We start from the raw sequence: 18,902 nt of genomic DNA on the forward strand, positions 1-18,902 counted from the left end.
CCCGGTCCTGCCTGCGCCCGGTCCTGTGCGGTGGCCGGCGTGACGTGGCAAGGACGCCCGGTACGCCTTGAAGCGAGGCACTTTCGGCGTGTGGACTGACACCCGCGAGTTTCAGCCCACGCTGGACTTCCTGGCGACTGGCAAGATGCGCGTGGCTGGGTTCGACCCGCAACTGAGCGGCGGCGACTATACCGACGACCTAGTAGACGAGTTGCAACAGTTTGTGGGCCCCGCGTACCAGCACGAGGACGTATATGCGCTTTTGGAAGCCGGCATTTTCTTCATGGGCGAGAGCTTCCTCTGGTCGCCCAGCGTTTCCTACCCCGAGTACGCCGTCGCCAGCCGCCTCGTCACCCAAAAGCTGCAAGCCATTGCCCGCGAAGAACCCAAGCGCCGGGCCGAAGCCGCGTTCTGGGTGCAATGCCTGGCCGGGCTGTTCGAACAGGGGCGGCAGTACCGGGAACAGGACCCAAGTGCCAGAACGGCCGAAACCTTCCGTGTCGAAGACAGTAATTCCCGCGACGTACAAATGGCCGAGCACCTGCTGTTCTACGCCCGCCAGCACCCCACCGAGAAAATCATTTGTTGGGGCGCCTCCACGGACTTTGCTAACCGCCCCGCCGTCTTAGCCGATGCCTTTTAAGCCTGCGTGAGATACTATCTATCCTTTGCTTCAGTTCAGGGAAACGATCCGAAGAGCAAAAGGAGCATTACTTTTCACGTCGTCTATTTATTCGTCTGCTCCGCATGCGCTCCGCCAGACCATACCTTTCGGCCTCGCATAAGCCGCCAGTGTGTGGCCCACGGGAATACTTAGCGTCGTAGCGCTATTGGCGGGGTCTAACATGTACTGATACTTTTCATCCCTGACTTCAGTTCCGGTACCGCCGGAACCGATGATGCCCTAGGTTGTACGGACAATTCGCTTTGTGCCGTGCGCAATGTGGATGAAATTAGTGACCGTGCGTGGGCGGCTTTGGCACCGCATCTATCGGGGAAAGCCGGGGACGTGGGCCGAACAGGGGCTGATAACCGGCTCTTTCTCAACGCCGTGTTTTGGGTAGCCCGCCACGGCTGTGCCTGGCGGGCGCTGCCCGCGCGCTTCGGCCGGCACGATACGCTGCGCAAGCGCAGCCGGCGCTGGGCGCAAAAAGGCGTTTGGCAACGCCTGTTCGAGGCCGTGCAGGAGCCCGATTTGGACTGGGTCATGCTCGATTCGACCCTCGTGCGGGCCCACGCCCAAGCGGCGGGCAGCCGAAAAAAAGCCGCGTCGGCGACGAAGTTCTCGGCCGCAGCCGCGGCGGGCTGACGACGAAAATTCACGCGGTGGTCGACGCGTTGGGCAACCCGTTGCGCTTGCGGCTCGGGTCAGCAAGCCGATTGCCAACGCGCCGCCGACCTGTTGGTGGCCGTCACGGGTACCGGCCACGTGCTGGCCGACAAAGGCTACGACACAGACCGCGTGCTGGCCGGCGTGCAAGGCCTGGGCGCACAGGTCGTGATTCCCAGCAAGCAGAACCGCCGCGTCGAACGCGCCATCGACCGGAATCTGTACCGGGACCGCAACAAGGTCGAGCGCTTTTTCAACCGCCTCAAGCAGTTTCGCCGCCTGGCCACGCGCTACGATAAAACCGCCAGCAGCTTTCTCGGTTTTGTGCATTTCGTCTGCGCCTTACTTTGGCTGCGCTAATTGTCCGCACACCCTAGGAAAGCACTTCAGCAATCAGTCAGTCGGCTATTACCTTCTTCAGGTACTTAGTTTCGGGCAGGGAAAGTGCTTGCAAGCCGACAAAATTCCGCACCCCCTTGTTTTCGGCCATTGTAGCCAATTGCTGCATGACGGCGGCCGCTGCGTCAACATCTCTTCGGCCGCCGCGCGCAACTCCTTCATTGGGATCCTAAATTATGAGTTGATGAAGGGGGGTTAGGTAGCGGATGAATACCTTCTTGGCCCCCTTCATCAACCCATTTTCAGCTGGTAATCCCGCGCCAGATTCAGTTTCTAAGAATATTTTGCAACGCTGCATCAAACAGACGCGCGAATTCTCTACTAGGTAAAATATGACCTTGTTTGTGTGCATCGTTCGCTAGTTTGTACCCCCACTCGGCGGCTGCCTTGTTTTGGGTGGGGGTACCGTGGTGCGAAGGTGCTGCAAAACGGCAATCACCAACATTAAAAAATACCTCCAAGACTTGTTGCATGCTCTGCCTCTGCAGAGCCGCTCCCCGGGCGTGCGATAAGTAGTACGCGGCGTACGCATCGGCCATTAACTCGACGCGGCGAGCAGTTTTTGGGGTTGGTATCATCCCATTTTTTAGTATACCCAAACTAAGTTGAATCTGATGCCCAAACTCATGGGCCAGAATTGCTTGCGCAGCAATATCTCCATAACCAAGAGCGGCATAACCCTGCAAGATGCCATCACCAATAATAATTTTACGTGTAACCCGACCAGCCTCAGGATAGATTGAATCCGGGGTGGCATACTGATTATAAGTGAAAGCAGAATGGTCACCGTTAAGATACTGCGGATAGGTTTTAAGGAAAGTAGCTACTGAGTCAGCCTTGTCATTGGCCTGTCTATCATTAAGCCCATAGGCTTTGTACGTTTTAAAAACTTTATTCCGGTCTTGCAGCATAGAACCATGCGCCGCCACCATATCGATGTTGTCTGACTTAATATCCCAAAAACGCTTTAAACTGGTAAACTCTTTATTTACCAGATTGCTATATTCCCCCTTAAAACCAAAAAATTGGTTGGTAGCGCTGGTTTCGTAAAAAACTGCATGGCCAAGGGCTAATTGATCCATTATTAACTTTGTATCAACTGCAGTGAAAGTTGCCTCTTTACCCCAACTTTTATATTGATCAAGAAGAAATAAACGTATAGGTGGATCAACGCAGGTGGATGGCTCCACTTCGGTTGAATTCGGGTTAATCGGACTACTAGGCGGACTATCAATTTCTTCCTTACAACCAAAAAACAAGGTTGAAGAAAAAGCGGCAACTGCTGTAAATAATTTGAGGTTATCCATGATTTTTTTATGCGAATGAAAAGAGCAAGTGGGGGCCGTACCGGGGTGTCGGATTAACAGTGCACGACAAAGCATGATCCGGCGCGGCAGTTGCTATGACAACGTGCCAGCTGAGGCGAGTTGGAGGAGGGTAGCAGGGCAAGGCGGGGGTAGCAGCACTGCGACGGCGCTAGCAAATTGGCGTCGACGCCGCCAAGCAGCTCGCCAATTGGCTAGTCGCAGTTCCACCGGAAGGCTTTAAGCTAGCATCAACCAGCAGCAGGTGTTGCCCAAGGCTCCCACGAAGTTGTGCCGGCTCGCGTAAGCGAGTAGCCGCGATGCCGGCGTCAACTTGTTTAATTGGCCGAATTACCGGCTCTTCGTACCGAAGGGGGTACGCTTAATCAGGTAATTCAACGAACTTGAATACGAATCCGCTCCGCTACCAAACGCGTTTTTGGATTTGGAATAATAGGTGCTTCCCTGATCCGTATAAATAGTTAACTCCACTTTGGTGTCGTAGTTGGTAGTGGTGACGGCACTATTACCCGTTACGACCGTGCCAGATGCTTTGGTATCGCGGTTATTTTTGTCCCGTTTTTGTTTTTCTTTATCCTTGTAGGTAGTTACAGCCCCCCCGGAACTGAGGGAGCCCTCGTTCAGCACGTTCACCGAACCAAATACAACATATTCCACGCCGAGCACGACCGCCAGCGCTTCGGGGTCGACGTCGGCGGCGTTGTTCAGGTCAATGTTGCCTTTTGCCAACAGCCTGTTCGTGGTCAGCGGATCCTGCACGATGACGTTGGACGTATTTTTAATTAAGGATTTGGCACAATCAGCTTGCAACTGCTTGCTCATGGGGCCTGGTTGAAAGCCCAGTTCATTGGAAACAAACTGAAAAGGCAATACCGCTATTTTGTTTTTGCGATCTGCCGGGTTTGACGTGGACCGGGAAACCGGTGAGGATGGGGATGCTGCGGTTGCTGGGGCCTCATTGATCGTTTCAACGCGGCCGGAAGCAAATTGAATTCTACTGATTTCGTCTCTTTTCAGCTCGTACTCGAGATTCTCCCCGGCATGCTTGAATTTGACGGTATTTGCCAGAATGGCAATGACTTTGCCTTCTTTTTTGGTTCCATTTAGCATGATGACCGCATCAGCTTTGCTCTGCGCAAAACCAGTGGTTTGAATCCCGATAAAGAGTAGTAACATCAGCAACATGACTGATGGATTGCAATTACGTTTCATGACTTAGATGAGTGTTTAAAATGAGCATTGATTTTGTAAGCGAGCAGGCTTGCACGAAGCATCTCCTCCGGCTTGCTCGCCTGCCGTTGGGGTGGCCGTAAAGCCCGGGCCAGCATCGTTGGTTTGTTCCACTTTTACCGGTTACGGCGGCACGTACGGCCGCAGGACCAGTAAATGAAGCGTTGCTAGTCGTCGCTAAATGATGGTTTTTTGAGTGATCAAGCACTTGCTTGAAACCCTGAGCTTAGGAGCAACTCAGCAGCCGTCCGGCTACCGGGTTGCTCCCGCGCGGCTCACCGGTTGGTTTACTTGCTGCCGAGCTGGAAGCTCGCGTATGCCTGGAACACCCGGTTTTTCAACTTCGAGCTGTTCACGTTGCTCAGGCTGCGGTAGTCGCCAATATCGCTGAGGCTGGTGGTGAAGCGCCCACCGATGGCAAAGCCCAGCGGCAGCTTGACGCCCGCTCCCAGGGCCACGCCCCGGTCGCTTTTCTTGTAGTCGTCGCTGTTGCGGCGCTTGAAATTAAGATACTCCCCGGGCCCCGAACTGGTCGGATCAATTTGCAAACGCCCTTTGTCGCTCGACGACACGAGGTAGCTGAACTGCGGTCCGGCTTCCACGAACACCGGACCAAAAGTGGCCTTTACCATTACTGGCAAAGTGAGGTAATGCAGCTTGGTGTCAAACTTCTCCAGGTTGCGGTCGCGGATGAGGCTGCGCGCCTGGGCGCCCTGCAACGAATAGAGCAATTCGGGCTGCACCGAAATCGGGCCGAGGATTTTAGCCTCGTAGAAGATGCCGGCGTGGTAGGACGTTTGGTAGTCGGCCCCGCCGCCTACCTTCCCGCGCAGCACGGCTTTATTAACCCCGGCTTTGATGCCGAGTTGCGCCTGGGCGTTGAGCCCCAAAAAAAGGAGGCCAAATAACAGCAAGGCTGCACGCTTTGTACCGGCTTGCGAAATTGCGTTTTTAAACATGGTTTTAATGATTTGATTGAATGGTGGTTGTGATGAAAAGTGGTTGTGGAAAAATTGGGTGAATAGTTGCCAGTAGGCATAAAGCTTGTGGCACCGGCTGAGAAGGGTCATTGGGAAGGGGGACCGAACTAGAGCACGCTTGTATCAGCCGCCTTTTTCATTTTTTCGTTGGCGTAAATGGCTATTTCCACGCGCCGGTTAGCCTGCCGGCCCGCTTCCGTGGTGTTGTCAGCCACGGGTTGCGACGAGCCGTAGCCGTCGGCGCGGATGCGCCCAGCGGCCACGCCCCGCGCAGTGATGACGTTGGCCACCGACTGGGCCCGGCGCTCGCTCAGCGGCTGGTTGAGGGCGTCCGATCCCGCATTGTCGGTATGGCCTTCTACCAGCACGTTGGTGTCAGGGTGTTTCTGCAGCACGGCAACGAGCTTGTCCAGGTCGGTAAGGGCCTCGGCCCGGATTACGGCTTTGTTGGTATTGAACAGGATGCCCGCGTCCAAGGTGATTTTAATGCCCTCACCCACCCGCTCCACCCGGGCGTTGGCCATGTCGCGTTGCAGCTCGGCGGCCTGCTGGTCCATTTTGCGCCCGATAACCGCCCCAGTGGCGCCGCCGGCGGCCGCCTCGATGATGGCCCCAATGGCCGTACCATTTTTCCCGCCGACGGGCCAGCCCGGCAAGGCTCCCGCCGCGGCTTCGCCATTGGCGCCGATCAGGTCGCCCTTGGTGCCTTCCTGCAGGCCCGTGTCGCGCTGGCCCGTGCCGTTTTCCGAGGGCAGTGGGGCAGCAGCAGGCACGGGCGCGGTGTTGGCACAGGCACTGAGAAATAAGATCAAGGCCAGCAGCACCGTTACTGGTGCGTGAGAAAAGAGAATGCGCGTGTTCACGGGGTTAAAAAATGATTGAGGAAAGAATGGATGTGCTGCCCCCTTGCGCCGGCAATGGCGGGAGACTCTTTCGAGAAGCAGGGGCCGATTTGGCTAGGCAAACGAACTCCTTCACGCCTTAGCAAGGCGTACCGAAGGGTCCGGTCTTAAGCCGTGAAGCCTGCCCGTCGGCAAGGCAGGCGGTTTTTGGTCAGTCCGCTTGTGCGCAACGGCGGAGTCGCATCCGGCACCCTATTTCCGCAGTGCGGTTGTTCGGTAGGGGTAGTAGGCTTCCTCTTCGCGTAGGCTTGGAAGCGCACTATGCCGATTTCCGGTGAGACTATTTGGTCACCGTAAAGTTCAATGGCAACCTGAACAGGCCTGTTTTCAGGTGGCCGTGAAGTTGTAGGTTATCTTCGTGGAAGTTCAAAGACCTGCTTTTAGGGCTGATTTTTCCGTGTCGACCACTTTTCGGTTGTTGATTTTATCCGTTATGCGGATGCTTTATCGTTTCGGCGTTTGGCCGAAAAAACAAATTCGAGCTACATGTTGAGATTTTGGTTAGGGGCATAGCCGCTGGATAGCGGAGCGAGGCTTTACGCTTCGTCTTCGTGCCGTTAGTGCCCAGGCGTCAGGTTATGCTCGGCACATCGCAGGCGAGATGCCTGGTTCCTGCTCGGTGACGATCTTGTCTTTATCGGTTTTCACGACTACCTGCTCGGATTGCACGGAGGCCTTGTTGACACTTGACACCGTAAACACTAGCTTGGGACTCAGCTGGTCGTTAGTATTGCATTTCGTTAGTTTCACATGGGGCCTTTCGTAGCGAAACAAGACGAGTTGCAACGTAGGCCAGTCGGCAAAGTCCAGTGAGCAGCAGCGCGAGGTAAAACGTTTTCATGGCGTGGCTTTCAGTAGGATTTGATACAAAGCTAAATCCTCGTTTTTATACATTGCCCGGTTTCTATACCAAGCCGCACCCTGACCATACAAACCGCAGTTAGCGGGTGTAAAAACTCTCCGCACCGGCTCATTTACGGCTGGTGAACGCGCCGCTGGCTGGGTCGGCTACTCGCCAGCCCAGATGCTGGGGCCTAACCGGCTGAATTGCTGGGCACTCTCGTAAAATTCTTGCTGGTAGGCTTTTCCCAGCGCTATTTCCTGGTTTTTCAGGTACACGGTCGTGCTGTCGTAGGACACGACGGCCTCGTGGTTGACCACAAAGCGCTTGCTGACCCGTACGAAGCACTGCTGGGGGAGCTTGGCGTGCATCGTTTTCAGGTTCATCCACGTCACGTAGTTCTCTTGCTCCGTATGCACCACCACGAAATCCTTAATTCCTTCGATGGAAAGGATGTTTCTAAAGGGAATCTTGTAGTGGCGCCGTTCCGACATAATGTCAATGAAGCTGTCGGTCACGCTATCGACGGAGTGCTCAAAAGCGGCCAGCAACCTCCGGTGCTGTTCGGCCTTATCAACGGCCTTGGCAAAGCGCGGGGCTGAGACCGGTTTTACCAGGTAGTCAATCGCCTCAACCTCGTAACTCTGCAGCGCAAACTCCGCGTAGGCGGTGGTGAAGACAATGAGGATACTATCGGGCAGTAGCTTTGCCAGCTCCAAGCCATTGCCGCCAGGCATTTCGATGTCCAGAAACGCCAGCTCCACCGGATGAGTGGTTACGTAATCCAGGACGCCTAGCGAACTGCTGAAGGACCGAAGCAGCACCAATGAATTGCGCGCGGCTATCAGGTCTTTGATTCCTTCGCGGGCCAGCGGCTCGTCGTCAACAATGATGCAGTTCATATGGGCAGGGTCAGTTCGACAACGTACAGGTTGTGGGAGGTGCTGCTGGTGAGCAAAGCGCTTTGCTGGTAAAGCAACTCCAAGCGCCGGGTCAGGTTGACGAGTCCCACCCCACCGGGCTGCGATTGGCGCGGCGATACCGCGGGCATCGTGTTGGAGCAAATAAAGCGAAGCGTGGCGTCTTCCAGCTCGATGGAAATCCTAACGTAAGAAGCCCCGGTGGCGTCCTGGCTGTGCTTGACGGCGTTTTCGACCAGAGTAATCAGCACATGGGACGGAATTTTGATGCCTTTGACGGCCGCTTTGCTGTAGTCCAAGGTAAATTCAAAGGCGTCCCGCCGCATTTTTTCCAGTTCTAGCAAGTCCGTGATGAACTTCAGCTCGGCCGAGAGAAACACCGTGGCCTGGTTGCCTTCGTAGAGCAGGTAACGTAAAAAATCAGAAAGCTTAAGGGTCAGGTGCGAGGCCAGGTCGGCGTCTTTTCGAATCAGTACATAGATACTGTTCAGCATGTTGAACAGAAAGTGCGGGTTTATTTGATTGCGCAGGGCCTTCAGCTCAATTTGCAAAGCAGTGCATTCTAGTTCATTTATGCGGTTGGCATCGGCCACCCAGCGCTGCGACAGCTTCAGAGCCGTTGAAAGCAGCAGGAATGGAACGATGGCGATGGTGACGACTAGGGGGTTGTAATCCTGCTTTGGAACAAGCCGGTGCGGCTCAAGAAAGAGCATTTGGAAGGGTTGGGTCAGAAAAAATATCAGCCAAATGGTTGCGGGTAGCAGAATCAGGTACCACGTATAACGCCCTCTATAAAAAAACTTGGGAAGTAGCACGTACATATTGACGTACAAAAGGGACGCGAAGAATACCGTCTCCAATCCGTAGTGTAAGTAGTCGTAGTTGCCAGCGAATAGGTTCTTTTGCGCGGTGGCAAACGGTATGATAAACACCAAGAACAAACCAACCACGTGCCGCGGAACCCGAGCTTTCTTACTCGTCAGAAACCGCAGGACGAGGTCGTCCTGGCGGAGGTTGTCTGGTGGAGTTGCAAATACTTTCATGGTTACGGGGCTGAGTGATGGAGAACTTCTGGCCAGCTAATTCTGGGAGGACTGGGCAGGGCGGTCTTGGGGAGAAGAACCACGGACGAACGTTGCCGTCTATGCGGCCAGTGGAGCAAGGCTACTAGGCAAGGCCGCTGGCTGGTTCCGGGCGGCGAAGCGAAGCACGCCCCCGGAGTTGGAGTAGGTTAGCCGGCTGCTACTTATTAAAAGTTGCCATGGGGCACTGCTGCTGCCCACTAGGCAAGCCACAATTCGCTGCAAAATTCCGACGCTTTTGCGAATTGCGCGCCATGCTTTTAAGGGCTTTGTATAGTAGAAATCCGGGTTGGTATGGTTTAGGATTCGGCCGGGGGACATGGCCTCTACATTTGCTGCCACCAAGCCGTAAGAGCTCTTCGAAATCGCCTGGTTTGCAGAACCTCTGCCTCAGGCACTACCTCCGTGGCCAGCAGGCATCGTCGAGTGCACGGTCGACCTCTAGCGTTCCGGCGCCTAAGAAACACGGGCCCAGTGATGCCCCGGCTGACGACGTGCTTCGCTCTCTTGCTATCCCCACACCGCACCCCTATGCACTTGCCTAGCCCGGCCCGTTGGGCCCTCCATTTACTTTCTCGGGGCATTACACCGTATCTGCTGCTGTTGCTACTGACCGCCCACGCCAGCGCCCAGACGCTGCCTGCCGCGCCCGCATCGGCGGACGGTGGCAGTGGCAGTGGCAGGGCTTCGGCGCAGGTAGAAGCGGCCTACGAGCAGCTGGGGCGCCTGAGCGAAGCCGTGCAGCGCGTGCCCAGTACCAGCGACATCAGCCAGCGTGGGTCAGCTCGAACTTGCCCACGCGCTTGTTGAATGCCCCCGTGAAGCTGCCCTTTTCGTACCAGAATAGCTCCGACTCGATCAGCTGCGGCGGCAAGGCCGCACAATTTACCTTTATCATCGTGCGGTTGGTGCGCTTAGACACGTTGTGCAAGGCGCGGGCCACCAGCTCCTTGCCGGCTCCGGTTTCACCCGTTATCAGGACGGTATAGTCGGTGGGAGCAACCAGGGCAATGCTCTTGAAGAGCTTCTGCATGGCAGGTCCCGTGCCGATTATTTCAGCGAAGTTGTAGGTGGTTTTTAATTCCTCGCTCAGATAAACCTTCTCTTGCTCCAGCTGCTCGTCTTGCTCCAGCTGCTCGCTCAAAGACTTGATACGCTCAAAATCCAGCAGATTTTCTAGAGCCAAGCCCAGCAAACGACTCAGGTCTTGCAGTAGGCGCAAATCCTTTTCCACGTAGGCATAGGCAGTCTTGCTGGCGATAACCAAAGCCGCCCACGGCCGATTATTGATGGTTATCAGCACGTACATAGACGATTGCAAGCCCCCCATCCAATTGCCGAAGTGCCGGGCTACAAAGTTGCCAGCCAAGGCACTGCGGCTTACTTCGCCAACGTTCAAAGACGGCTCTTGCATGCGGATCTCTATTTCAGTCAGAGCTGCCTGCCATTCCTCGCGCACCGTGGGGTCTGAGAGGTCCACCATGTCTTCTGTGCTGAATGGCAGGAAGGCATCACCCTCCCGATACACGCTGGTGCTGTCCTGGGTGGTGCCGAGCACCCGACCCGCTTGATAGAGCGTCAGCAAATCGAGGGGCAGCAGTTTGTTAATGGCCGAAGCCACCGCCGGGGTGATGTCGGTCAGGTCGCGCCCGTTGCGAAATGTGCTGACCATCGTCAACTCGGCAGTTTTCAGGCGGCGCCGGGCCTCTATCTCCTCGCAAACCAGTAAGTTGTCGAGCGCAAGAGAATCTGCGGAACAATTAAGCTAATGGCTTCGTACTCGACCGTCGTGAACCCCTCAGCCGCTGTGCGCGCTACCTGGAGGCTGGTGGAAGAATACTGTTTGAGCAGCACTGGAAACAGGGCCATTGCCTGCACCCCAAAGGCCTTGTGGCTGGCCTGCGCTGTGGGATATTGCCGGCGCAGCTCCACAAAGTCGTTCCCCGCAAATACGCCCGCCTGCTCGCCTAGCTGGTCAGGTGCCCCCTGCGTGAGCTTAGCCAGCAGTTCAGTGGGCGAATCGCGGCCCAACAGGCCGGGTAGCTGAACGCGTTCAAAATTGCCGAGCTCGGACTTGCACAGCATCACCCAGTAAAATGATTGTACTCCGGGCAGGCCAATGCACAGGTTAAGCAACGAGAAAGGCACGAGCGTATCAATCTGCGCGGCTATGGCCAGACAAAGCTCGTCGCGGTCATGTATGTTGACAATGACATTATTAACCGCCATTTGAATGTCGCGCTGCTGCTGCAGACTAGCCTCCTCACTATGCGCGTGGCGGTACTGGGCTATTTCCAGCATTGTCAGTACGTCTTTTTCGCGGAAGGCCTTGGTTAGAAAGCCAAAAGGCTGGGTCACCTTAGCAGACTCCAGTAGGCTGTCGGTGAGGTTAGCCGACAAAAAGACAAAGAGAATGCGCTGTTCGCCCAGCCAAGCAGCTAGATTAACGCCAGTTTCTTTGCCTTTTAGGAGGATATTCAGCCGCACGATGGCCGGAGGCTGCTGCACCACCAGTTCGCGTGCCTCGGCGGCTGACTCAGCCAAGCCCAGCACTTGATAGCCTGCTTTGGTTAGAATACGGGGTAAATCTTTGGCAATTAGAAACTTATCTTCCGCAATAAGCACAGTGGCCAATACCTAGACTCCCGTGGGGCGTGGGACCATGAGCATACCAAGAGAGAAAGAGGTTGTGTAGGGCCTACAAAACTACCTTCGTTATGTTGGAGTCTCCATTATAACGTGGGGCCTAGCTAGAGCAGATGCCAAATAAGGGACGATTTAATCCGCTAAATAACAATACTATACTCTGCATGAGCTTGTGTTGCGCTTGCGTGTGCCTCCGTGGCACCCTATTGGAATACCAGCAAAGCAGTGTGATTCTCTAGCTAGCCTTTGCTTTGCGATGAAGTGGTTAATTCAACACGAGCCCTTGGTGGTCGAAGCGTTCAACGCCGACACCTGGTTTTAGGCGTGGAAGAGCAAGTACGCCGGGGCGGGCGTTGCCGAACTGATCTGGCCTAAGTACCTGGAAGACGAGAATAAGCACCTCAAACAGATGTTCGCGGACCTAAGCTTGGAGAACCAGGCTATTAAGGAGCTATTGCGAAAAAAGTAGCCAGCGCTGCGGCGCGGCGCCAGGCAGCGCAGGGCTTATTGAGTAAGGACTGGAGCCAGCGGCGGGCGTGTGCGCTGGAGGAGCTCTCCCGTGGTAGCTACCAGTCGGTGACGCGGGGATGCGACGACGAGCCGGTGCAGCAGGTGCGGACCTTAACCGGGCAGCGGGCTTTGGTGCCGCCGCGGCAGCACGTTGGGCTTCTGGAAACTGCACCACCGGTTGCTGAGGTGGGTTAGCTAAGCCGAACACAGTTGGGACGTGGTTTTGAGTTGGGATTCGAAGTGGTTGGGGGCGAGGTAACCGAGGGCGGAATGACGTCGTTCGGCGTTGTAATAGGCGATGTGGTGACTGATTTCAAGCTTGGCTTCGGTCAGGCCCGGGAAGCTGCCGCCGTCGAGTAATTAGGCTTTGAAGCGGCTCCAGAACGATTCGGCATGGGCATTATCGTAGCAGTTGCCGCGCCGGCTCATGCTCTGCACGGCGCCGTTGCGGGCAAGTATATCTTTAAAACGCGTGGCCGTGTACTGGCTGCCTTGGTCGGAGTGTACCACGACCCAGGCCGGCGTACGGCCAAGGCTCGGCGTAGCGCCTCGCTGACCAGGTCCTCGGGCATGGTGTCGCGCACGTCCCAGCCCACAATTTTGCGCGAGCAGCGGTCGAGCCACACGGCCAGGTACAGCCAGCCGCCGCCCTGACGGGGCAGGTAGGTGATGTCGTCCACCCAGACTTGGTTGGGTGCGGTAGGGCCCGGTTGGCCCAACAAGCGGTTGGGCGCGGCGCGCACGGTCGGGTCCGAATCGGTGGTGCGCGGCACGAACGAGCGCGGCTGTTGGGCACGCAGGCCGTGGGCGTGGAGCACGCGGCGGATGCGCCAGCGGCCCACCGTATGGCCTTGGGCCTGCACTTCGGCCCGCAGTCGCCGCGTGCCATAGCGCTGGCTGTGGTAGGCAAAGGACTCGCGCGCCGCTACTTGCCAGGTGCTGCCGCCGGTGGCGCTGCCAGGCGTAATACGCGGCTGGGGCCACGTGCAGCACGTGGCAAAGCTGGCGCACGGGCACTTGGTCCTGGCGTTGGGCAATGTGCTGATAAGTGCTCACCGGGTCGGCTGGCCGAGCCTGTGCATCAAGCAGGCGCTGACCAAGGCTTTTTTTAAAATATCGAGTTCCTGCTCGGCTCGTTTCAGACGGGCGCGTAGCGCGCGCACTTCCGGGTCGCGCGCCACTTCTTCACTGCCCACTTCAGCCACGAACTGGGCTTGCTGCCAGCGGTAAAGCAGCTTGGGGCTGAAGTGGGCAGTTGCCGCGCAGCGGCCTTTGTGCTGCGGCTCTCGCTGGCCAGGCGCATGGCCTCGGTCTTAAACGCCTCGTCGTACTTACGCCGTTTGTCGGGCGACGCCCCGCTCTTTTTTGCTGTCATCACAGAAAAAATATACGTCCTTCTGCTGTCCGCCTTGTCTAGACCACCTCACCAGATAGATGAGTTTCGTAAACTCCATTCTCACGCGTCGTCGGTAGCCACTATTCTCTGTAGATAACAGACAGAACAGGCCGGCCGCGCCCCCCTTGCAATTATTAGTACTTACAAGGGAAAATAATGGGCTGGGGCTTGCATATATCGGGGCCTTTCTTATTGGAAGGAAACGCGAAGCGGGCCGCTGGCTGGTCTCTTTTGCGGAATGTTTCCTTAACATAATCCTAGTTATCCTACTTGCTGCTGCTCGACGTTCTTTTTGAATGAGCAAAGGGCCTAACCAGGATTAGCACTTTCGGCGGATGGGCTACAGTTCACCAAGCGGTTGTATTAAATAGAGCCTATCGTCTTATCGATAGCTTCTGTTCTTATCTCTAGTGGGACCCCTTCCACTGTTTTACTGAATAATAAAAAGAGATTGTCACAAAGTGGCAACCTCTTTTTATTGTTAAACAAGTATACTTATAAAATGGAGGCCACAGAAGTGATACCTTGCACTAAATCAATTAAGCATCACCCTAATAAATTCGGTGTTGCGTTGAGTCGTTAGCCTAACGATATAATTGCCTTCTTTCAACTGAGTTGCATTCAGAGGCACCTCGATTACTTGGCCCGCCTGAGCAATTCCATTGTATAAGTTAGCTATTTTATGTCCGTTGCTGTTGTATATTTCTAAGGTCACTTGCTCCGTGGTTTTAACACTAAAGCGGATCGTACTCGCAACCGTTGCCGGATTAGGACTAGCCATCAAGGAATACTTTTCACGGCCTGCTAGCGGACTGCCCGCCAGCGGGGCATCTAGTAATCGCTTTGCCCAATTTAACTTTCCTTCTGGTAAGTAATTAGCCAGGAATATGTTGGCGGATTCTCCACGCAAAGGGTTCAAAACAACGTTGGTAAAAGCAGCTGACCCCATAAAGGAACCCAATACATAGAGCTGAGTGCCCACGGTATAAATGGCTTTACTCGACAGTTCTCCGCTTGCTTGTTGGGCCCAAAGTGCTTGACCCGCTTGGCTGTACTTGGTGATAAATACGTCTTTGCTTGCTTGCGCCGTTAGGTGGAATGGACCAAACGAAGCGGTATTGACAAAACTGCCCGTGACCAAGATGTCGCCTTTCGAGTCGGTCGTAACGGCTTGACTTTCCGCCCCAATGCCACCTGCCAGCTGTGCCCATTGCACTTCGCCGGCCCCGTTATACTTGGCCAGGAAAAGCCCTTGATTGTCGACCAGGCTTAATGGGATGGCATCAAACAACGCATAAGCCTCAAAGCTGCCCGTTACCACTACTTGACCATCTTTGTCAAGGGTAATGCCTTGGCCGCGATCACGACCTGTACCACCCGTCGCTTTAATCCATTCTACCACACCCGCCGCATTGTATTTGGCAATAAAGATATCCTGGCTACCATTGCTTACCAGGGTCGTATTACCGACGACGATCTCCGACTCGAAAGAGCCAGTCAAGTAACTATTTCCTTGGGCATCCACCGCGATGTCGCTGGCCATATCCTGCCCACTACCGCCCAATGCTTTTACCCAAAGCAAGTGGCCTGCCGGATCGTACTTGGCCAAAAAGACGTCACTTTGGCCGCTCGTGGTTAGGCGTTGCGCTCCAAAAGAAAGGGTTCCACTGAAATAGCCCGCAATATAGCTGTTGCCACTGGCATCGGCACTCACGGCTAAGGCTTGTGCCTGCTCACCGACGGCTTGTTTGGTTTCCCATACCAAGCCTTTGGGAGTGTATTTGCTCAGGGAGATGGTCCCTTGTTTAGCGCCTACCACAAAGGTGGCTTCCTTTTGCAGGAAGACATCGTGGGCCGTATACAATTGAGCATAATCAAGGCCCGTTAAGGTTTGCCCCACTAGATTCTGCCCCAAGGAGGTAGCGAAGAATAAGACTACAAGAAGTTTTTTCATAACATTGATTTACTGATGGTTCGCTGTTGTTGAAACGGTGGATTCTTCCGAGGACTCTCTGATGATCTTTCTGGGTATGCCGGTTTGGGCCTCATCAATGTATTCGATGATTTCGTCTGCTATCGCAAAACCATTTACCCGCGACCAGCTGTTTCTAGAGGCATTCCCGACGATGATGGCCGGAGAATGCATTCCCGTGCTTGCCTTCTGACCGATTAAGGCGAGCAACACGCTATCTACGTTTGGTTTGTCACCTGTTAGTAAAGCCCAGCCATCTCGTACGTGGTGTTGTTCTCCCCAAGCTTTTAACTGCTCGGCAGTATCCGATTCAGGATCCAGCGAAATAGAGATGAACTGTATGTCCTTACGACCTTGTTGGTGGAGTTGGGCCTGCAGCTGACTTAAATAGTCACCTAGCGGGCCGCATATCAGCGCACAAGAGGTGTAGATAAAGCTAATGACCACTACTTTGTCCTTTACCAGATCGCTATAAAAGTTCACTTTTTTACCGTGCTGATTCAGAAGGCTTACATCCGGAATGGTTACCGGTGGCTTTGCTTTCGCTGGCGCAGTGGCAGATGCGGTAGTTACTGGCTTTTTACAGCACGATGCCGTTGGCTTTGCCAGCGTCGACTGGCCAAAAATGGGCGAAGCGAGCAGTAACAGGAGGCCGCAAAGCCCCGCACTGCTGCGAGAAGCAATCAATTGATTGCGGTACCGGTTGGTTGTTTTCAACATCTCGATTTCAGGAATACAATCAACTTATCCTACTTTGATGATTTTAGCTACCGAAGGCACTTTGCCGTTTAGAATAAAGATCATATAGTAGCCAGGAGGGCAAATGTTTCTGCTGTCATTCATCTTTACCGTCAAGGAACCCGCATTTTTAGTATAGCTCAACTGGACAAAGCGTTGTTCCATGTTAAAGCTGTGGGTTACCGCTCCTAGTCTGATGAAGCTCACTTTGGTAACGGCTGCCGCATTGGGGGTAGTGAGAGTGAAGCTTTCTCCGTAGGCGACACTGGTTTTAGACAAGGAAGAGATCACCGGGCGAATGGCGTCGCTTCCATCCGCATTGAAAAGATAAGGAGGTGAATAAATCTCTGCATTCGGGAAGTTTTGAGGTAAATTTGGACCATCATTATAATAGCCTCCACCAGTAGAAAGCACCCTTCCATCGGGTAACAACAAGGCCAGCGAATGATATATCCTTTTAACAGCATTCGAAAACGAAGCCATTGGGGTGAATTTTTCCGTTGCCGGGTCCCACATTTCTGCTAATCGTATAGGCGTATCTTGGTTATTGAAGCCGGCTCCGCTGGTACCACCGGTGATCAGCACTTTGCCATCGGCTAGAATGGTGGCATTGAGTTGACGACGTTGTATGGATAGCTGGGTTTGTGCGCCAGTCCCATTTTCTTTGGTATATCTCCAGGCAGTTGGATTGATCCCCAAATCGATAACTTCCGCAGATTTCTGTACGGTCGAACCTGGAAAGTCGCCACCACCACCTACAATTAATATTTTGTCCGGAGCGTACATCACCGCCGAACCATAATCCCGGTAACTACCTTGACTCCAAACTCCTTTTGTCGTCCAGGAACCGGTACCACTTACGTCCAAGGTGACGGACCGCGAATTGGGGCCGGCACAAAACACCTTTCCGTCCGATCTAACAAACATCCAAGGATAAAATGGCTGCTTGAATACGGCAGAAGTAAGATCACGATAGCGGTTGGTAGTCGGGGAATATACCTGAGGAAGCTCATTATAGTCGCCACCACCGGTATCGGTTCCAGACAGCACCAGTATATCGCCATTGGGCAGCGTGGTAGTAGTCGGATACCACCTTCCTTTGTTCATCAGGGCCGGAATTTTGACCCAGGCGTTAGTTCTAAAGTCATAAATATTGGTAGTTTTTATCCCCACCAAATCCTTGATGTGCCCACCGGGCGCGACTAAGCGACCATCCGCCAACAAACTATGCCCCGAACAAAACAAATCGTCGGCGGGGGTAGGGGTCTCACTGAACGTACCAGTGTTGTTGGGAAACGTCGGGGGAGTCCATAGAATCATTTGTTTGCCGTTCCCTACACCGGTCGCATCGCGGCGGGTCCAGCCAACTACTTTACCATTAGGCAACAAGACCGCATGAATAATCCCAATAGGTTTGTTGTCGGTATTAAACCAGTTTTGTACAGGAGACCACTTGCCTATTACGTTTACTTGGGCTCGCAGCGGTTGGTAGGTACACAAAACGAAAAGCCATAAGAGGCCGTATGAAAATCTTGTTCGCATAGTGGTTGGTTGGTTGGTTGGTTGAAAATGGTATTATTTCTTTCGGGAAGCGAAGTCTATTTTAATTGATTATTAGAGAAATACATTTCCTTTCAGAGCGATCACACGAATAGACCGCTCCTAGTGTTAGCAGGAAACACCTTTTAAAATAACCTGAGCACGGGCGAGACGTGTAGTAAAATAATTATTTTACTACACTAATTTTTTCTCAGCGTAAATAGGAGGATGACAATACCTAGAAAGCTAATCGTAGCCCCTCACGGAGGGAGCACTGGGCTACCGCGCTAGGCCCTGCACTGGAACGACGCACAAGGGCGGGCGTAGTGCTTGGGATAGAGCCTACCGGCCAGGCCGGGCCGGGTGATAGGTACTGCTATTGCAGCCCTTGGCCGTAATGCGCCTAGCGCACCACCTTCTTACCGGCGGCGGAATAAGATGCAAGATTGCTGCTAGTGGCCGTCGCGACGGGTGTCGCCGGAGCGAGGTCTTGCTCGCGGGAGGAGTAGGTGGCCGTCAAGAGGCCGAGCGAGGACAACGCTGTTTTCAGGAGCGGGTGCATGGAGTGTGAGGGAAGGGGAATGAAGCAGCGCTAGTGAGCAGGAACGTCAGCAGGCAGGCACCGCAATACGGCCGGGCAAAAGTACGAGCAAGTGAGAATAAAAGAAGACGGGTAGGAGGAATTAGGGTATTACTAAATCATAACGCTTGGAAAAGTACCATACGGGTTGTGTCTGGGCCGGAAGCTCAACCCCGGCACGATTCCGGGGTGTTGGCTATAATTTGCATTATGTTAAGGGACACAACCCCGATAAGGTCGGGACTATTCGCTCTTTCTCACTGCCCCCAAAAATCCTGTTTGCTCACGCCAGGAAAAGGCGTCTATTTCGAGTTTAACCACTGCAGTCAAGCAGCCGCGGGTGTGTAAAAGGCCCCTAGCATTGTCTTTCTACCAGGGTTCGACCTGTTGAAGCGCTCTTTAACAGAGTGGAACAGCGTTCTGCAACAGCCACGGAGGTTTTCCTGAACAAACCGCCTTAGCAACCGCTTAGAAGCTGTTTGAGTTAATTTAGGGTCATGGAAAAGGTCGTC

At 54.2% G+C, this 18,902-nt stretch carries 17 protein-coding genes and 1 pseudogene; 3 read left to right on the forward strand and 15 right to left on the reverse strand.

Translation table 11 applies throughout. From position 1 onward, the window contains the following. Nucleotides 1–67: 67 nt before the first annotated feature. Entirely contained in the window at nucleotides 68–643 is a 576-nt protein-coding gene (locus WX88_RS25255; RefSeq protein WP_072053112.1) for a TraB/GumN family protein, read from the forward strand. A gap of 300 nt (nucleotides 644–943) precedes the next feature. Beyond that, nucleotides 944–1,690, forward strand: a pseudogene (locus WX88_RS29715) (IS5 family transposase). Nucleotides 1,691–1,995: 305 nt separating this feature from the next. On the opposite strand, the gene WX88_RS25270 reads toward WX88_RS29715, so the two are convergent. The 6 genes from WX88_RS25270 to WX88_RS25300 all read right to left on the reverse strand — a co-directional run bounded on the left by WX88_RS25270 (nucleotide 1,996) and on the right by WX88_RS25300 (nucleotide 8,970). Further along, nucleotides 1,996–3,036 (reverse strand): neutral zinc metallopeptidase, encoded by a 1,041-nt coding sequence (locus WX88_RS25270; protein WP_156176428.1) that lies wholly within the window; start codon nucleotides 3,034–3,036, stop codon nucleotides 1,996–1,998. A 348-nt stretch (nucleotides 3,037–3,384) separates the two neighbouring features. Then, entirely contained in the window at nucleotides 3,385–4,266 is an 882-nt protein-coding gene (locus WX88_RS25275) for a hypothetical protein (RefSeq protein WP_197076957.1), read from the reverse strand. 305 nt (nucleotides 4,267–4,571) lie between these two features. Continuing rightward, nucleotides 4,572–5,243, reverse strand: a complete 672-nt coding sequence (locus tag WX88_RS28335; protein ID WP_197076958.1) for a porin family protein — start codon at nucleotides 5,241–5,243, stop codon at nucleotides 4,572–4,574. Between the two features lie 128 nt (nucleotides 5,244–5,371). Then, nucleotides 5,372–6,127: an OmpA family protein gene (locus tag WX88_RS25285; protein WP_231590792.1), complete on the reverse strand. Its 756-nt coding sequence runs from the start codon at nucleotides 6,125–6,127 to the stop codon at nucleotides 5,372–5,374. A gap of 1,047 nt (nucleotides 6,128–7,174) precedes the next feature. Further along, entirely contained in the window at nucleotides 7,175–7,909 is a 735-nt protein-coding gene (locus WX88_RS25295; RefSeq protein ID WP_046247220.1) for a LytR/AlgR family response regulator transcription factor, read from the reverse strand. Continuing rightward, on the reverse strand, nucleotides 7,906–8,970 hold the full coding sequence (locus WX88_RS25300) for a sensor histidine kinase (protein WP_046247221.1): 1,065 nt from the start codon (nucleotides 8,968–8,970) through the stop codon (nucleotides 7,906–7,908). The genes WX88_RS25295 and WX88_RS25300 overlap by 4 nt, the downstream gene beginning before the upstream one ends. 570 nt (nucleotides 8,971–9,540) lie before the next feature. On the opposite strand from WX88_RS25300, the gene WX88_RS30545 reads away from it, so the two are divergent. Next, on the forward strand, nucleotides 9,541–9,819 hold the full coding sequence (locus WX88_RS30545; protein WP_156176429.1) for a hypothetical protein: 279 nt from the start codon (nucleotides 9,541–9,543) through the stop codon (nucleotides 9,817–9,819). Here the strand turns inward: WX88_RS30545 and WX88_RS32035 are convergent. The 9 genes from WX88_RS32035 to WX88_RS30555 all read right to left on the reverse strand — a co-directional run bounded on the left by WX88_RS32035 (nucleotide 9,776) and on the right by WX88_RS30555 (nucleotide 18,372). Continuing rightward, the gene (locus WX88_RS32035) at nucleotides 9,776–10,681 is read right to left on the reverse strand and encodes a sigma 54-interacting transcriptional regulator (protein ID WP_052733096.1); all 906 of its coding nucleotides are present in this window, start codon (nucleotides 10,679–10,681) and stop codon (nucleotides 9,776–9,778) included. The two genes, WX88_RS30545 and WX88_RS32035, sit on opposite strands and share 44 nt — an antisense overlap. A 35-nt stretch (nucleotides 10,682–10,716) precedes the next feature. Continuing rightward, nucleotides 10,717–11,634, reverse strand: a complete 918-nt coding sequence (locus WX88_RS28345) for a response regulator (protein ID WP_197076960.1) — start codon at nucleotides 11,632–11,634, stop codon at nucleotides 10,717–10,719. Nucleotides 11,635–12,360: 726 nt separating this feature from the next. Next, entirely contained in the window at nucleotides 12,361–12,498 is a 138-nt protein-coding gene (locus WX88_RS32255; RefSeq protein ID WP_156176434.1) for an IS3 family transposase, read from the reverse strand. A 92-nt stretch (nucleotides 12,499–12,590) separates the two neighbouring features. Then, nucleotides 12,591–13,202: a DDE-type integrase/transposase/recombinase gene (locus tag WX88_RS25315; protein ID WP_052733098.1), complete on the reverse strand. Its 612-nt coding sequence runs from the start codon at nucleotides 13,200–13,202 to the stop codon at nucleotides 12,591–12,593. A gap of 101 nt (nucleotides 13,203–13,303) precedes the next feature. Beyond that, nucleotides 13,304–13,540, reverse strand: a complete 237-nt coding sequence (locus WX88_RS25320) for a hypothetical protein (protein WP_046247223.1) — start codon at nucleotides 13,538–13,540, stop codon at nucleotides 13,304–13,306. Nucleotides 13,541–14,096: 556 nt separating this feature from the next. After that, the gene (locus tag WX88_RS25325; protein WP_046247224.1) at nucleotides 14,097–15,515 is read right to left on the reverse strand and encodes a T9SS type A sorting domain-containing protein; all 1,419 of its coding nucleotides are present in this window, start codon (nucleotides 15,513–15,515) and stop codon (nucleotides 14,097–14,099) included. A gap of 9 nt (nucleotides 15,516–15,524) precedes the next feature. Further along, nucleotides 15,525–16,253 carry an SCO family protein gene (locus tag WX88_RS29180; RefSeq protein ID WP_072053113.1) on the reverse strand — a complete coding sequence of 243 codons (729 nt, stop codon included), beginning with the start codon at nucleotides 16,251–16,253 and terminating at the stop codon, nucleotides 15,525–15,527. Between the two features lie 24 nt (nucleotides 16,254–16,277). Further along, nucleotides 16,278–17,813 carry a glyoxal oxidase gene (locus WX88_RS25335; protein ID WP_082116304.1) on the reverse strand — a complete coding sequence of 512 codons (1,536 nt, stop codon included), beginning with the start codon at nucleotides 17,811–17,813 and terminating at the stop codon, nucleotides 16,278–16,280. Between the two features lie 400 nt (nucleotides 17,814–18,213). Beyond that, a complete protein-coding gene (locus WX88_RS30555; RefSeq protein ID WP_156176431.1) occupies nucleotides 18,214–18,372 on the reverse strand; it encodes a hypothetical protein in 159 nt (52 codons plus the stop codon). Nucleotides 18,373–18,902 lie beyond the last annotated feature (530 nt).

Source organism: Hymenobacter terrenus (assembly GCF_000972495.1).
Classification (GTDB): domain Bacteria; phylum Bacteroidota; class Bacteroidia; order Cytophagales; family Hymenobacteraceae; genus Hymenobacter; species Hymenobacter terrenus.

Coding starts and splice junctions, on each gene's coding strand:
- WX88_RS29180 (WP_072053113.1), bottom strand. CDS start 16,253: ATGTTGAAAACAACCAACCGGTACCGCAATCAATTGATTGCTTCTCGC.
- WX88_RS25320 (WP_046247223.1), bottom strand. CDS start 13,540: ATGACAGCAAAAAAGAGCGGGGCGTCGCCCGACAAACGGCGTAAGTAC.
- WX88_RS32035 (WP_052733096.1), bottom strand. CDS start 10,681: ATGGTCAGCACATTTCGCAACGGGCGCGACCTGACCGACATCACCCCG.
- WX88_RS25300 (WP_046247221.1), bottom strand. CDS start 8,970: ATGAAAGTATTTGCAACTCCACCAGACAACCTCCGCCAGGACGACCTC.
- WX88_RS30555 (WP_156176431.1), bottom strand. CDS start 18,372: ATGCACCCGCTCCTGAAAACAGCGTTGTCCTCGCTCGGCCTCTTGACG.
- WX88_RS25295 (WP_046247220.1), bottom strand. CDS start 7,909: ATGAACTGCATCATTGTTGACGACGAGCCGCTGGCCCGCGAAGGAATC.
- WX88_RS25325 (WP_046247224.1), bottom strand. CDS start 15,515: ATGAAAAAACTTCTTGTAGTCTTATTCTTCGCTACCTCCTTGGGGCAG.
- WX88_RS28335 (WP_197076958.1), bottom strand. CDS start 5,243: ATGTTTAAAAACGCAATTTCGCAAGCCGGTACAAAGCGTGCAGCCTTG.
- WX88_RS30545 (WP_156176429.1), top strand. CDS start 9,541: ATGCACTTGCCTAGCCCGGCCCGTTGGGCCCTCCATTTACTTTCTCGG.
- WX88_RS25335 (WP_082116304.1), bottom strand. CDS start 17,813: ATGCGAACAAGATTTTCATACGGCCTCTTATGGCTTTTCGTTTTGTGT.
- WX88_RS25275 (WP_197076957.1), bottom strand. CDS start 4,266: ATGAAACGTAATTGCAATCCATCAGTCATGTTGCTGATGTTACTACTC.
- WX88_RS25270 (WP_156176428.1), bottom strand. CDS start 3,036: ATGGATAACCTCAAATTATTTACAGCAGTTGCCGCTTTTTCTTCAACC.